Genomic DNA, 13,453 nt, shown 5'->3' with positions numbered 1-13,453 from the left:
GAAGGGCGATTGTCTCGCCGTGCACATCCATGCTGTGGAAACGCGCGGCGCGCAGCCGGCCGGCAAGACCTGCATCATTCCCGAATTCGGCGGCCTGGTCGGAACTGCAAGCACCGCCATGCTCAACCCGCCGCTGCCCGAGCGGGTGAGAGTGATGCATGTCGACAAGAACGGCGTGCGCTGGAACGACAAGATCACGCTGCCCTACCAGCCATTCATCGGCACCATCGGCATCTCGCCGGAAATCGAGGCGATCTCCTCGCTGCAGCCGGACTATCATGGCGGCAACATGGACCTGCCGGATGTCGCGCCCGGCGCGATCCTCTATTTTCCGGTTCACGTCGACGGCGGCCTGCTCTATGTCGGCGATTGTCATGCCGCCCAGGGCGACGGCGAACTCTCTGGCGTCGCGATCGAGCAGCGCGCCACGGTCACGTTGCAGGTAGACGTCATCAAGGGCTGGAGTTTTGCCTGGCCGAGGCTCGAGACCGAGAATTTCCTGATGACGATCGGCAGTGCGCGCCCGCTCGAAGATGCCGCGCGCATCGCCTATCGTGAGCTGGTGCGCTGGATGAGCGGCGAATACGGTTTTGACGAGATCGACGCCTATATGTTGCTGAGCCAGGCCGGACGCATTCGGCTCGGCAACATGGTCGATCCAAAATACACGATCGGCGCATCGATCCTCAAAAAATACCTGGTCTGACGAACATCTCGACAACGGAGAGAGTAACGCAATGAGCATGCATCGCAGGACGTTTCTGACTGGTACCGCCGCGGCCATTGCAGCGGGCGCGCTTTCATACCCAGCGCTGGCGGAAGACCCGATCGGGGTGGCCAGCATCCACGACCTCTCCGGCGGGCTCGACATCTACGGCAAGCCGATGGTGGACGCGCTGACTTTGGCGATCGAAGAGGCCAACGCGGCCGGCGGACTCTTGGGGCGGCAGCTCAAGCTCATCAACTACGACACCCAGTCGAACATGCAGCTCTACACCCAGTTCGCCCAGCAGGCGGCGCTGAAGGACAAGGTTGCCGTCGTGCATGGCGGAATCACCTCGGCCTCGCGCGAGGTGATCCGCCCGGTGCTCGATCGTTTCAAGACGCTCTATTTCTACAACACGCAGTATGAAGGCGGCGTTTGCGACCGCAATCAGTTCGACACCGGCGTCACCCCGGCGCAGACGGTCGAGAAGCTCGTGCCCTACGCGATGAAGAAGTGGGGCAAGAAGGTCTATGTCGTCGCCGCCGACTACAATTACGGCCAGATCACCTCGCAATGGGTGAAGAAATACGTGCTCGAAAACGGCGGCGAGGTGCCGTCGATCGACTTCTTCCCGCTCGACGTGACGAATTTCGGCCCGACCATTTCGAAGATCCAGGCCGCCAAACCCGATTTCGTCTGGTCGGCGCTGGTCGGCGGTGCGCACATTTCGTTCTACCGGCAGTGGGCCGCGGCCGGGATGCGCGCCAGCATTCCGATGGCCTCGACCACGTTTGCGGTCGGCAACGAGCACATCGTGCTGTCGCCTGAGGAATGCAACGGCATGCTGATCTGCTACAATTATTTCCAGGACCTCAAGAACCCGGTCAACGAGGCATTCGTCGCAAGCTTCCACAAGCGTTTCGGTGCCGACTATCCGAACATCACCGAGCTTGCCATGGGCACCTATCAGGGATTCCGGTTATGGGCCGAGGCGGTGAAGAAGGCCGGCAGCGTCGACCGCATGAAGGTGATCGAGGCGCTTGAGACGGGGATCTCGATCGATGCGCCCTCCGGCAAGGTGACGATCGATCCACCGACGCATCACTGCGTGCTCGACGTCCACATCGCCGAGGTCAGCGACAAGAAGCTGAAGGTGCTCCAAGACTTTGCCCAGCAGAAACCGGCCGACACCGCCGCGGTCTGCGACCTCATCAAGAACCCGACCGACAACCAGCAATATGTGATCAAGATCTGACGACTTGAGCGTGATGCGTCATGAGTGAATCGGCATTTCCGCTCGCTGCGTTTCACCTCTCCCCGCTCGCGGGGAGAGGTCGCCGCGCCAAGAGCGATGCCTTGGCATCGCTAAGGGCGCGGCGGGTGAGGGGGACTCTCCACGAATTCGGTGTCTTGAGACTCCCCCTCACCCCAACCCTCTCCCCGCAAGCGGGGCGAGGGGGCGCACCTCCGTCGCTGCGACAGGTTGTCCTAATTTCATCGCCTCTTGCTCGGGAAAGCTGAACGTGGATCTCGTTGCGCTTCTGGCAATCCAGGTGCTTTATGCGGTTGCCAGCCTGGCACTGATCAGCGTCGGGCTGGCGATCATCTTCGGCATGATGCGGGTGATCAATCTCGCCCATGGCGAGTTTTTGATGCTCGGCGGCTATGCCGCGATCGTCGCGACATCGCACGGCATTAGCATCTGGGTCGCGATGCTGGTGGTTGCACCAATCGTGGTCGGCCTGATCGGCATCATCGTCGAACGCGCCATCATCCGCTTCCTTTATGGACGGATGATCGACACCATGCTCGCGACCTGGGGCCTCAGCCTGTTCCTGGTTGGCCTCACGACGGCGATTTTCGGCAACACCACGGTCGGCATCTCGGCGCCGCTCGGCAGCATCCAGATCGGCGCCTATCGTACGAGTGCCTACACGCTGTTCGTGATTGCGATCGCGATCGCCGTACTGGGCGCTATCTTCGCTGTGATGCGCTGGACGCGGCTTGGCCTGATCGCGCGCGGCACCATGCAGAACGCCGACATGGCCGCGGCCCTCGGCGTCAATCCGCCGCGCGTCTATGCCGTGACCTTCGGCGTCGGCGCGGCACTGTCGGGCCTTGCCGGCGCGGTACTGGCGCCGGTGTCCGGCGTATTTCCGACCATAGGCGTCGCCTATGTCGCAAAATCGTTCATCACGGTGATCGGCGGCGGCGCGGCGATCCTGAGCGGCACGGTATCGGCGTCAGCCTTGTTCGGTACCATCAACCAGATCGCTACGTTCGTGACGACGCCGGTGTTCGGCGAGGTCGCGTTGCTCGCTGCCGCCATTGTTCTGATCCGCCTGCTGCCGCAGGGCATCACCGGCCGGTTCTTTCGGAGAGGTCTGTGAACGGTCGCAGTCTCAATATTCTGGGTCTCGTCCTGGTCAGTGTCACAGGCCTCGCCTTCATGCTCCTGACGCCGCAGCTGGCCGAGCTTGACACCGTGCTCGACCTGACCGTCTACATGATCATGGCCGTGCTGGCGCTTAGCCTCGCCTTGATCTGGGGGTTTGGCGGCATTCTCTGCTTCGGCCAGTCCGCGTTCTTCGGCCTCGGCGCCTACACCTATGCGATCGCGATGTTCAATATCGGCGAGAGCACGCTGCCATTCCTGCTCGCCATTATCCTGCCGGCGGCGTTCGCCGCGCTGCTCGGTTATTTCATGTTCTACGGCCGGATCAGCGATGTCTATCTTGGCGTCATCACACTGACGGTAACGCTGATCCTCTTCAATTCGGTGAACTCCACCGCCGGTCCCGAATTCCATATCGGCACGGCACGGCTCGGCGGCTTCAACGGCATTCCCGGTATCCCGCCGCTCAACTGGCCCTTCAACAAGACTGCGGCAATCGATTTGGAGGGGATGTTCTATCTCGCGACCGGTTCGCTGCTCGCAACCTATTTCGGCTTGCGCCTGCTGCTTGCGAGCCAGTTTGGCCGCATCATCGTCGGCATTCGCGAGAACGAGCGCCGCGCCGAACTGCTGGGCTATGATCCGCGCGCCTACAAGCTTGCGACGTTCACCATCGGCGGCGCGCTGGCCGGCTTCGCCGGCTGCCTGTTCGCCAATTGGGGCAATTTCGTCAGCCCGACCATCTTTGGCCTCGCACAATCGGCGCAGATCATCATCTGGGTCATCGTCGGCGGACGCGGCACGCTGATCGGTCCTGTGATCGGCTGCATCGGCATCCAGTGGCTGAGCGCCGCCCTGGGAGCGAACCAGCCCTCGGGCGGGTCGGACCTCTGGTCAAAAATCTTTGCCAATGCGCCGCTGATCCTCGGCGTGATCCTGATCGCTTTCGTACTGCTGGTGCCCAAGGGATTGGTCCCGACCCTCGGCGATATCGGCCTGTCCCTCGTCCGGCGCAGGCGCGCGCGAGAACAGCGCGGCTTCGAGCCGCAGCAGGCGGAGTAGGGCGATGGCCGCAGCATTGCTCGACACCCGCGATCTCTCGATGCATTTTGGCGGCGTCAAGGCCGTGCGCAATGTCAACTTCACGCTCGCCGAGGGCGAACTGCGCTGCCTGATCGGACCGAACGGCGCGGGCAAGAGTACCTTCTTCAAGATGCTGACGGGCCAGCTCGAGCCGACTCGCGGCCAGGTCCTGTTTCGCGGGCAGGACATTTCCAGAGCGCATGCGCATCAGATCGCCCGGCTTGGCATCGGGATCAAGACCCAGGTGCCCAGCGTGTTTGATGGGTTGAGCGTGCGCGACAATATCTGGCTCGCGGCGAGCCGTCTCAATTCCAAGGAGCGCGCGAGGCGGCTCGTCGACGAGATGCTGGAGCGCATCGGCCTTGTCGACGCCGCGGAACGGCTGGTCGGCCAGCTCGCGCATGGCCAGCGGCAATGGGTCGAGCTCGGCCTCGTGCTGTCGACCGATCCCGAACTGATCCTGCTCGACGAGCCGGCCGCCGGCATGACCCATGAGGAGGTATTGAAGACGGCCGCGCTCGTGCGCGAGATCAACCGCAGCAAGGCGCTGATCGTGGTCGAGCACGACATGCAGTTCATCCGGATGATCGCGAAGCAGGTCACCGTGTTCAACCAGGGCAGCGTGCTGGTCGAGGACACGGTCGACAACATCATGCGCAATCCGCAGGTACGCGACATCTATCTCGGCAAGCAGGCGGCGGCATGATCCTCAATGTCCAGGGACTGCGCACGGGCTACGGCCGGATCCCGATCCTCAACGGGATCGGATTCTCTGTCGACGAGGGCGAGTTCATTGGCATTCTCGGTCACAACGGCATGGGCAAGACGACGCTGCTGCGGGCACTCATGGGCTTCCTGCCGCCGACCAGCGGGCGGGTGCAATTCGCAGGAACCGATATCACAGCGCTTGAGCCGTACCGGCGCGCGCGGCTCGGACTCGGCTATGTGCCGCAGGGCCGCGAGATTTTCCCCGGCCTTTCGGTCTACGACAATCTGCGAATGGGATGCGCCCAGCAATCGGGTGGCCAGGAGCACGCGACCATCGCTAATGTGCTGGAAGAATTTCCGCGGCTCACGCAATTGCTCGATCGTCCCGGCAGCGCGCTGTCCGGCGGCGAGCAGCAGCTTCTGGCCATCGCACGCTGCCTGTGCGGCAAACCGCGCCTGGTCCTGCTTGACGAGCCGACGGAAGGCATCCAGCCCTCGATCATCGAGGAGATCGTCGAGACACTGCAGCGGCTGCGCGCCAGGACCGGCCTGACCATGATCCTGGTCGAGCAGAATCTCGATTTCATCGCGGCACTGTCGCAACGGATCCTCGTCATTCAGAAGGGCAGGATCACGCAGGAGGTCAAGCCTGACGAGCTGCACGATGCGAGCGTCGTCGGCGAGTTCATCGGAATCACCACCTGAGCCTGATCGAGGCGGCAGGGCAAAAAGCGAGGAGAAAAAGCCATGGCAGTGAGACGACCAACGCTCGACCAGCTGCGCAGCGTCGCCGAGGAGCTCGGCATGCACATGGGCGACGACGAGCTCAAATCCTATGATGCGTTACTGCAGGGAAATTATGCGGCCTACGACGCCGTCGATGCGATGCCCGATTATGTGCCGCCGGTCAAATATCCGCGCACGCCGGGTTACCGGCCCGAAGGCGAGGAGAACAAGCACAACGCCTGGTACGTCAAGACCGAGGTCAAGGGCGCGCCGTCGGGCAAGCTCGCGGGCAAGAAGATCGCGCTGAAGGACAATATCAGCCTTGCCGGCGTGCCGATGATGAACGGCGCCTCGACGCTGGAGGGCTACACGCCCGACACCGACGCCACTATCGTCACCCGCATGCTCGATGCCGGCGCCACCATCATCGGCAAGGTGCATTGCGAATACTTCTGCTTCTCAGGCGGCAGCCACACCTGCGCGGCGGGCCCGGTCCACAATCCGCACAAGATGGGCTATTCGGCCGGCGGCTCGTCCTCGGGCAGCGCCGTGGTGGTCGCGACCGGCGAGGCCGACATGGCGATCGGTGGCGACCAGGGCGGATCGATCCGCATTCCCTCGTCGTTCAGCGGCATCTACGGGATGAAGGCGACGTACGGTCTCGTGCCCTATACCGGCGTGATGCCGATCGAGCTCACGCTCGATCACACCGGGCCGATGACGCGCACTGTGCGCGACAACGCGCTGCTCTTGGAAGTGCTCGCGGGCGCTGACGGGCTCGATCCGCGCCAGGGCGCGCCGATCGTGTCGCGCTATACCGAGGCGCTCGGCAGCAGCGCCAACGGCCTGCGCATCGGCGTGGTTCGGGAAGGTTTTGGACATGCGAGCTCGGAGGGTGACGTCGACGCCAAAGTCAAGGCCGGCGCGGAGCTGTTCAGGAAACTCGGCGCGACCGTTGATGATATCTCGGTGCCCATGCATTTGGCGGCGCCCGCCATCTGGCTGCCGATCGCGGCCGAGGGCGCGACCGAGTTCATGATGAAGGGCAACGGCATGGGCACCAACTGGCGCGGCCTCTACAACACCACACTGCTGGACGCGCATTCCGCCTGGCGGCACCGCGCCGACGAACTCTCCGACAGCCTCAAGATCACGATGCTGCTCGGACAGTATTTCACCAAGCACTATCGCGGGCACTTCTATGCCAAGGCGCAGAACCTGAACCGCAAGCTGCGCGCGGCCTATGATGCGGCCCTTGCCAGCTATGACCTCTTGCTGATGCCAACCTTGCCGATGAAAGCGACGCCGCTGCCGCCACCCGATGCGCCGCGCGAACTCTACATCCAGCGCGCGTTCGAGATGGTGCCGAACACGGCGCCGTTCAATGCCAGCGGTCATCCGGCCATGAGCCTGCCTTGCGGGATGAGCGACGGCCTGCCGATCGGGCTAATGCTGATCGGCAAATATTACGACGAGCCGACCATCTATCGCGCCGCCGCGGCGTTTGAGGGCGCGGGGGACTGGACCAAGATGTAGCGACCCCGCAGCTGGCCCGCCTCGGCGGGCCGGCCGCTAGACCCCGAGGGAGGCGGCGATGGATCTGGGACTGAAGGGCAAGAACGTGCTGGTGACGGGCGGCAGCAAGGGCATCGGGCGGGCGGTCGCCGACCTGTTTGCCGAGGAAGGCGCCAATGTCGCGATCTGCGCTCGCAACACTGACGAGGTGGCCAAGGCCATCAACGCGTTGGCCGCGAAGGGTGTCAAGGCATGGGGGCAGGCGATCGACGTCGCCGACGGCGCGGCGCTGAAGGGCTGGATCGAGGGCGCAGCCGCAGAACTCGGCGGCATTGACTGCCTCGTCTGCAATGTCAGCGCGCTCGCCGTCGGCGATACGCCGGAGAGCTGGGAAAAATCCTTCCGCACCGACATGATGCACACGGTCAATTCGGTGGCGGCGGCAAAACCCTATCTGGAGAAATCGAAATCGGCGTCGATCATCGTCGTCTCCAGCGTGTCGGGTTTTGAGGTCGATTTTGCCGCCGGCTCCTATGGCGCGATCAAAGCGGCCCTGATCCACTATTCAAAGGGCCTCAGCGGTCAGCTCATCGCGCAGGGCATCCGCGTCAACGTGGTCTCGCCGGGAAATACCTATTTCGAAGGCGGGATCTGGCAGAACATCGAACGCGGCATGCCCGACCTGTTCAAGTCGGCGATGGCGCTCAATCCTACGGGGCGGATGGGCACCGCGCAGGAGGTCGCGGCCGGCGTGGTGTTCCTTGCAAGTCCTGTGGCGAGCCGCGTGTCCGGCACCAACCTCATCATCGACGGCGCGCTGACAAAGGCGGTCTGAAAGCTCGCGGCGACCTCGTCACCGACAGAGCAGCGCGCACACCAAGTGACGTGATCGGCGAAACACTCGCCGAGGGTTGAGGCACGCGGTCCTGTGGGGCAGGTCTCCGTAGTATTACGGCAGAGGTCAAACGTATAAGGGTAATATCATGCACCATATGCATGGTAATATTATCCATGTGCGAAGTTTCCGCGAGTTTACGTGAGCCGCATCACGGAAGAACGATTGTATTCAGAGATCCTCCGGCTAGGATATTGGAATCGCGGTCGAGGATTTTGATGCGGGCGCTTCGGCTTTTCGCTTTGTTGATTTTCACGACTTGGCTTGCTTGCGGATCGGCCCATGCCGAGAAGCGGGTGGCGCTCGTCATCGGTAATTCCGCCTACAAGAGCGTGCCGAAGCTCACGAACCCGGTGAACGATGCCGTCCTGATCGGGGGGATGCTCAAAAAAGCGGGATTCGATTCCGTCGACACCAAGCTCGACCTGAACGTCGTCGACATGCGCAAGGCGTTGCGGGAATTTGGCGGCAAAGCGCGCGAAGCCGACGTCGCGGTGGTCTATTACGCCGGTCACGGCATTGAGCTTGACGGCAATAACTACTTGATTCCGACTGACGCGGCGCTCGAAACCGACACCGACGTCCTGGACGAGACGTTTGCGCTTGAGCGCGTGCTGTTTGCCATCGAGCCGGCAAAGCAGCTTCGGCTCGTCATCCTCGATGCCTGTCGCGACAATCCATTCGCCAAGATCATGAAGCGAACGGTGGCTTCGCGTTCGATCGGGCGGGGACTCGCCAAGGTCGAGCCGACAAGTCCGAATACGATGATTGCGTTCGCAGCCAAGGCCGGATCGACCGCCTCCGATGGCGATTCCGGTAACAGTCCGTTTGCGACGGCGCTTGCCGATCACCTGCCAAAACCCGGGCTCGACCTCCGCAAGGCGTTCGGCTTTGTCCGTGACGATGTCCTGAAGAACACCGCCAACAAGCAGGAGCCTTACGTCTATGGCTCGCTCGGCGGCGATGACCTGGCTCTGGTTCCGACCAAGCCGCCAGTCGCGGCAGGTCCGCAGGCGAACCCGCAGGACGCCGTTCGCAGGGACTACGAACTGGCGCTGCAGCTTGGGACCCGGGACGGCTGGAGCGCTTTCCTCGCCCAATATCCAGAAGGCTTTTATGCCAATCTCGCCAAGGGACAGCTGAACAAGATCGCCGCCGAAGAAACGCGCGCGGCGGCGACGGAGAAAGCGCGGCTGGCGGAAGAGGAAAAGGCTCGCCTCACATCCGAACGGGCGCGCAAGGTCGAACAGGACAAGGCGGACGCCGCAGCGCGAGCGGCGGAAGAGGCGCGGGTCGCAGCAGAGAAGGCCAAGCAGATCGAGCAGGCCAAGGCGGAAGCCGCCGAGCAGCAGCGCAGAGCGGCCGAGGCGGCGGCTGGGAAGGCGCTCGCCGAGAAACAGGCGGCTGAGAAGGCGGCCACTGAGGCCGCGGCGAAGCTGGCCGCCGAGAAGCAAGCCGCCGACAATGTCGAGAGCAGGAAGATTGCCGCGTTATCGCCTCCGCCAACGTCCAGCCCGTCGCCAGCCGATCTGGCGAAATCCGTGCAGCTCGAACTGCGCCGGGTCGGTTGCCTGAGCGCAGCAGCCGACGGCGACTGGAGCCAGACATCGCAGCGCTCGATGACGCTGTACAACAAATACGCGGGCACGAAATTCGACACGAAGCTCGCCAGCACCGACGCGCTGGATGCACTGAAGGCAAAGCCCGGCCGCGTCTGCCCGCTGGTCTGCGACCACGGCTTCAGGGCTGACGGCGATAGTTGCATGAAAATCACCTGCCGCGCAGGCTATCGCGTCAGCGACGATAATGAATGCGAGAAGATTCAGGAGAAGAAGCCGGTTGCGACGCGCGACGACTCCAAGAAGCGGGACGAGGACCGGAAGCAGGCAGAATCTGCGCCGTCGAAGTCGCAGGCTTCTTCGGGGCAGATGATCTGCGACCGCGCCGGCTGCCGACCAGTTGCAAAGGGTTGCCACCTTGGTCTGGTGCCCGGTCCGGGCAGCGGAATCCAGAAAATTACCGGCGAGATCTGCAACTGACGGACCCGCCATCGGCCGTTGTCGCGCAGAAGGGCGGACGATCCGCGGTCGGCCTCTTCAGACTGATTACGGCCGCGGCATGGCTCCAATCCCTTCAAAATGAGTTGCGTACCTCAAATGAGGTGCCTAGACTGGGAGGCAACGAACAAAACTGCCTGGAGGAAACGATGAGCATGATCTGGCGTGCTGTCGCCGCTTCTGCCTGCTTGGCCCTGTCCGCCAGCCTCGCTGCGGCGGAGACCACGGTTAAATGGCTCCATATCGAGATCAATCCGAACCAGGTCAAGCTCTGGGAGGAGGTGGCGCGCGACTTCGAGGCGAAAAATCCCGGCGTCAAGATCGAGATGTCGTTCCTGGAGAACGAGGCCTACAAGGCCAAGGCTCCGACGCTGCTGCAATCGAAGGACCGCCCGCACATCATCTACAGCTGGGCCGGAGGGGTGCTCAAATCGCAGGTCGAGGCCGGCGTGCTCGAGGACATCACCAAAGACGTCGCCGACCTCACGCCAAAACTCTCGCCCGCGGCGGTAGCGGCTTTCACCGTGAACGGCAAGGTCTACGGCGTGCCGTACAACATGTCGCAGGTCGGTTTCATGTACAACAAGGAGCTGTTTGCGAAAGCCGGTGTGGACGGATCGAAGATCGCGACCTGGGACGACCTGCTGGCGGCCGTCAAGCAGCTCAAGGCAGCGAATGTCACTCCGATCGTCGTGGGCGGCGCCGACAAATGGCCGCTGCACTTCTACTGGACCTATCTTGCGGTGCGCATCGGCGGAAAGGCCGGATTCCAGGCGGCATTGAAGGGCGAGAACGGGGGGTTCGAGGGCGAAACCTTCGTCAAATCGGGCGAACTGTTCAAGCAGCTCGTCGACCTGCAGCCGTTCCAGAACGGCTTTTTGGGCGCCAAGAATCCGCAGGCCGTCGGCATGTTCGGCGACGGCAAGGCCGCGATGATGCTCGCCATCTCGTCCTTCTATCACACCCAGAAGGCGCTGGCCGCCGACAAGATCGGCGTGCCTGACGACAAGATCGGCTGGTTCAATTTCCCGACTGTTCCTGGTGGCAAGGGCGAGGCGTCCGACACGCTTGGCGGCATCAATGGCTGGCTGGTGACCAAGGACGCGCCGAAGGAGGCGGTGGCATTCCTGAAGGCGTTCGTCTCGGAGGACGTGCAGAAGAAGCTTGCGGCCGGCAACTACATCGTGCCGACCTATTTGGGCGCGGACACGGCGCTCGGCAGTGCGTTCATGCGCAACATTGCGAAGAATCTGGCGGCTTCGAAGTATCACCAGAATTTCTATGACCAGGACCTCGGTCCCAGTGTCGGCAGGGTCGTCAACGACGTCACCGCGGAGATCGCTGGCGGGACGATGACGCCGAAGGTGGCCGCCAAGGCGATCCAGGACGCCTACGCGCAGGGCAATTGAGGTTCGCACCTCAATGTCCTTCCAAATGACACGGGGCCGCCGGCCCGCTGCCCTCGCCGCGCGGCGGCCCTCGGCCGCCACGCCGGCTTCGGCCGGCGCATTCGACGCCGGCAAATGGACGGCGATTCTGCTGTTCCTGCCGCCGGCGCTGCTGCTGTTCTCGCTGTTCGTGGTGGTGCCGGTCGGCGAGGCGGCCTGGTATTCGGTGTTCAACTGGAACGGTTTTGGTCACCCGACCAACTGGGTCGGTTTCGACAATTTCAGGGCCGTGTTCGCGAACCGCGCCTTCGGCATTGCCGTCCGCAACAACCTGTTGATCATCGCCGTCTCGCTGCTGGTTCAGCTCCCGCTCGCGCTGTCGCTGGCCTTGATCCTGGCTGATCGATTTCGCGGCGCCGTGGCGCTGCGGATGCTGTTTTTCATGCCCTATGTGCTGGCCGAAGTCGCCGCCGGATTGATCTTCAGCTTCGTTTATGACGGTGACTACGGCCTGCTGGCGGGCATCTTCCGCGCCGTCGGTGCCGAGCCGCCGTACCTGCTTGCCAGTGCCCAGACCTCGATGCTGGCGATCCTGATCGTGATCGTGTGGAAATATTTCGGCTTCCACATGATGCTGTTCATCGCCGCCCTGCAGGGTATCGACCCAAGCCTCAAGGAAGCGGCCCGCATCGATGGCGCAAGCCGCTGGCAGGTGCTGCGCTACGTGGTCATCCCGCTGCTTTACCCTACCATCCGTCTGTCGGTCTTCTTCGCCGTGCTCGGCTCGTTGCAACTGTTCGACCTCGTGATGCCGCTGACCCGCGGCGGCCCGGCCGACTCGTCTCAGACCATGGTCAGCTTCCTCTACACTTTTGGCGTGATGCGCATGCGCGTCGGATTTGGCTCGGCCGTCGGTGTGATCGTGTTCGTCATCTGCGTCGCGTTCGCCTTCAGTTATCAACGCTGGGTGATGCGCGATGAGTGACGATGCATTGTCGGAAAGCACGGGTTTTGACGGGACCCGCCTGTTCAAGGTGCTGTTTCTCGCGGCCGTCGCCGTTTTCGTCGCAACGCCGCTGGTGGCAACCGTGCTCGGCGGCTTCAAGTCGCTCGGCGAACTCAGGACCAACCCGTTCGGCCTGCCGCAGCACTGGGTATTCGAAAACTACAGCGGGATCCTGACCACGGCGCGCTACTGGGTGTTGATGCGCAATTCGCTCATCATCTCGGGCCTCACCGTGCTGCTGACGCTGATCACCGCCTCGATGGCGGCGTTCGTGTTCTCGCATATCCGCTTCTTCGGCCGCGCGCTGCTGCTGAACTACATGACGATGGGTCTTTTGTTCCCGGCGGCCACCGCGATCCTGCCGCTGTTCATCAAGGTGCGCGACCTCGGCCTGCTCGACAGCTATTTCGGGGTCGTGCTGCCGCAGGTCGCCTTTGGGCTCGCGATGAGCATCCTGCTGCTCCGCCGCTTCTTCAAGGATCTGCCGGACGAACTGCTCGACGCCGCGCTGGTCGACGGCTGCAGCTACGTCGGTTTCTTCCGGTTCGTCATCCTGCCGCTATCGCGACCGATCCTGGCAACCGTCGGCACCATCATCTTCGTCCATTCGTGGAACGCCTATCTGGTCCCGCTGGTGATGCTGAATACCGACCGCCTGTATCCCTGGCCGCTCGGCATCATGGTCTATCAGGGCGAATATTCGGCCGACTGGCACCTGGTTCTGGCGTTCATCACGCTGACCATCCTGCCGACCATCATCCTGTTTTTCGTCGCCCAGAAGCACATCATCGCCGGCCTGACCTCCGGTGCGGTGAAAGGCTAGGGCACCCAACCCACTTTTCGTGATGACGGAGATCCAATGAGAAGAATCGGTGTTGGCGTCATCGGCTGCGGGGTGATCTCCAAGGCCTATATGACCGCGATGAAGCGGTTTCCGCAGATCGAGCTGAAGGCCGTGGCGGACATGCGCTCGG

13 protein-coding genes are annotated in these 13,453 nt (G+C 62.8%); 12 read left to right on the top strand and 1 reads right to left on the bottom strand.

The features are described 5' to 3' along the window. From JOZ76_RS20120 to JOZ76_RS20085, 8 genes are all read left to right on the top strand, one after another. On the top strand, nucleotides 1-706 hold a 706-nt coding region (locus JOZ76_RS20120), incomplete at its 5' end, for an acetamidase/formamidase family protein (RefSeq protein ID WP_291701118.1). A 31-nt stretch (nucleotides 707-737) separates the two neighbouring features. Beyond that, nucleotides 738-1,961 carry an urea ABC transporter substrate-binding protein gene (locus tag JOZ76_RS20115; protein WP_291701116.1) on the top strand — a complete coding sequence of 408 codons (1,224 nt, stop codon included), beginning with the start codon at nucleotides 738-740 and terminating at the stop codon, nucleotides 1,959-1,961. Between the two features lie 268 nt (nucleotides 1,962-2,229). Then, complete coding sequence (locus tag JOZ76_RS20110; RefSeq protein WP_291701114.1) at nucleotides 2,230-3,096, top strand: branched-chain amino acid ABC transporter permease; 867 nt, start codon at nucleotides 2,230-2,232, stop codon at nucleotides 3,094-3,096. Beyond that, nucleotides 3,093-4,163 (top strand): ABC transporter permease subunit, encoded by a 1,071-nt coding sequence (locus tag JOZ76_RS20105; RefSeq protein WP_291701113.1) that lies wholly within the window; start codon nucleotides 3,093-3,095, stop codon nucleotides 4,161-4,163. Before JOZ76_RS20110 ends, JOZ76_RS20105 begins: the two co-directional genes overlap by 4 nt. 4 nt (nucleotides 4,164-4,167) lie before the next feature. After that, nucleotides 4,168-4,890, top strand: a complete 723-nt coding sequence (locus tag JOZ76_RS20100) for an ATP-binding cassette domain-containing protein (RefSeq protein ID WP_291701111.1) — start codon at nucleotides 4,168-4,170, stop codon at nucleotides 4,888-4,890. Then, entirely contained in the window at nucleotides 4,887-5,597 is a 711-nt protein-coding gene (locus JOZ76_RS20095) for an ABC transporter ATP-binding protein (RefSeq protein ID WP_291701109.1), read from the top strand. Before JOZ76_RS20100 ends, JOZ76_RS20095 begins: the two co-directional genes overlap by 4 nt. A gap of 42 nt (nucleotides 5,598-5,639) precedes the next feature. Continuing rightward, nucleotides 5,640-7,154, top strand: a complete 1,515-nt coding sequence (locus JOZ76_RS20090) for an amidase (RefSeq protein WP_291701107.1) — start codon at nucleotides 5,640-5,642, stop codon at nucleotides 7,152-7,154. Nucleotides 7,155-7,212: 58 nt separating this feature from the next. Continuing rightward, entirely contained in the window at nucleotides 7,213-7,968 is a 756-nt protein-coding gene (locus tag JOZ76_RS20085; protein ID WP_291701105.1) for an SDR family NAD(P)-dependent oxidoreductase, read from the top strand. Between the two features lie 211 nt (nucleotides 7,969-8,179). Here the strand turns inward: JOZ76_RS20085 and JOZ76_RS20080 are convergent, their stop codons facing one another. Then, nucleotides 8,180-8,338 (bottom strand): hypothetical protein, encoded by a 159-nt coding sequence (locus JOZ76_RS20080; protein ID WP_291701103.1) that lies wholly within the window; start codon nucleotides 8,336-8,338, stop codon nucleotides 8,180-8,182. On the opposite strand from JOZ76_RS20080, the gene JOZ76_RS20075 reads away from it, so the two are divergent. From JOZ76_RS20075 to JOZ76_RS20060, 4 genes are all read left to right on the top strand, one after another. Further along, nucleotides 8,325-10,067, top strand: a complete 1,743-nt coding sequence (locus tag JOZ76_RS20075) for a caspase family protein (RefSeq protein WP_291701101.1) — start codon at nucleotides 8,325-8,327, stop codon at nucleotides 10,065-10,067. The two genes, JOZ76_RS20080 and JOZ76_RS20075, sit on opposite strands and share 14 nt — an antisense overlap. 167 nt (nucleotides 10,068-10,234) lie before the next feature. After that, complete coding sequence (locus JOZ76_RS20070) at nucleotides 10,235-11,494, top strand: extracellular solute-binding protein (protein ID WP_291701099.1); 1,260 nt, start codon at nucleotides 10,235-10,237, stop codon at nucleotides 11,492-11,494. Between the two features lie 13 nt (nucleotides 11,495-11,507). Further along, nucleotides 11,508-12,458 carry a carbohydrate ABC transporter permease gene (locus tag JOZ76_RS20065; RefSeq protein ID WP_291701096.1) on the top strand — a complete coding sequence of 317 codons (951 nt, stop codon included), beginning with the start codon at nucleotides 11,508-11,510 and terminating at the stop codon, nucleotides 12,456-12,458. Beyond that, entirely contained in the window at nucleotides 12,451-13,302 is an 852-nt protein-coding gene (locus JOZ76_RS20060; protein ID WP_291701094.1) for a carbohydrate ABC transporter permease, read from the top strand. Before JOZ76_RS20065 ends, JOZ76_RS20060 begins: the two co-directional genes overlap by 8 nt. The last annotated feature ends 151 nt before the right edge of the window (nucleotides 13,303-13,453 follow it).

Origin of the sequence: Bradyrhizobium sp., assembly GCF_019244115.1 — a bacterium.
GTDB lineage: Bacteria > Pseudomonadota > Alphaproteobacteria > Rhizobiales > Xanthobacteraceae > Bradyrhizobium.
Note: the sequence above shows the minus strand (reverse complement) of the source record. Positions and strands in the feature narration are given on the sequence as shown.

What these genes read in the sequence shown, in the direction of transcription:
- JOZ76_RS20115 (WP_291701116.1), top strand. Translation starts at nt 738, where the DNA reads ATGAGCATGCATCGCAGGACGTTTCTGACTGGTACCGCCGCGGCCATT.
- JOZ76_RS20100 (WP_291701111.1), top strand. Translation starts at nt 4,168, where the DNA reads ATGGCCGCAGCATTGCTCGACACCCGCGATCTCTCGATGCATTTTGGC.
- JOZ76_RS20095 (WP_291701109.1), top strand. Translation starts at nt 4,887, where the DNA reads ATGATCCTCAATGTCCAGGGACTGCGCACGGGCTACGGCCGGATCCCG.
- JOZ76_RS20090 (WP_291701107.1), top strand. Translation starts at nt 5,640, where the DNA reads ATGGCAGTGAGACGACCAACGCTCGACCAGCTGCGCAGCGTCGCCGAG.
- JOZ76_RS20085 (WP_291701105.1), top strand. Translation starts at nt 7,213, where the DNA reads ATGGATCTGGGACTGAAGGGCAAGAACGTGCTGGTGACGGGCGGCAGC.
- JOZ76_RS20080 (WP_291701103.1), bottom strand. Translation starts at nt 8,338, where the DNA reads ATGACGAGCGCCACCCGCTTCTCGGCATGGGCCGATCCGCAAGCAAGC.
- JOZ76_RS20070 (WP_291701099.1), top strand. Translation starts at nt 10,235, where the DNA reads ATGAGCATGATCTGGCGTGCTGTCGCCGCTTCTGCCTGCTTGGCCCTG.
- JOZ76_RS20065 (WP_291701096.1), top strand. Translation starts at nt 11,508, where the DNA reads ATGTCCTTCCAAATGACACGGGGCCGCCGGCCCGCTGCCCTCGCCGCG.
- JOZ76_RS20060 (WP_291701094.1), top strand. Translation starts at nt 12,451, where the DNA reads ATGAGTGACGATGCATTGTCGGAAAGCACGGGTTTTGACGGGACCCGC.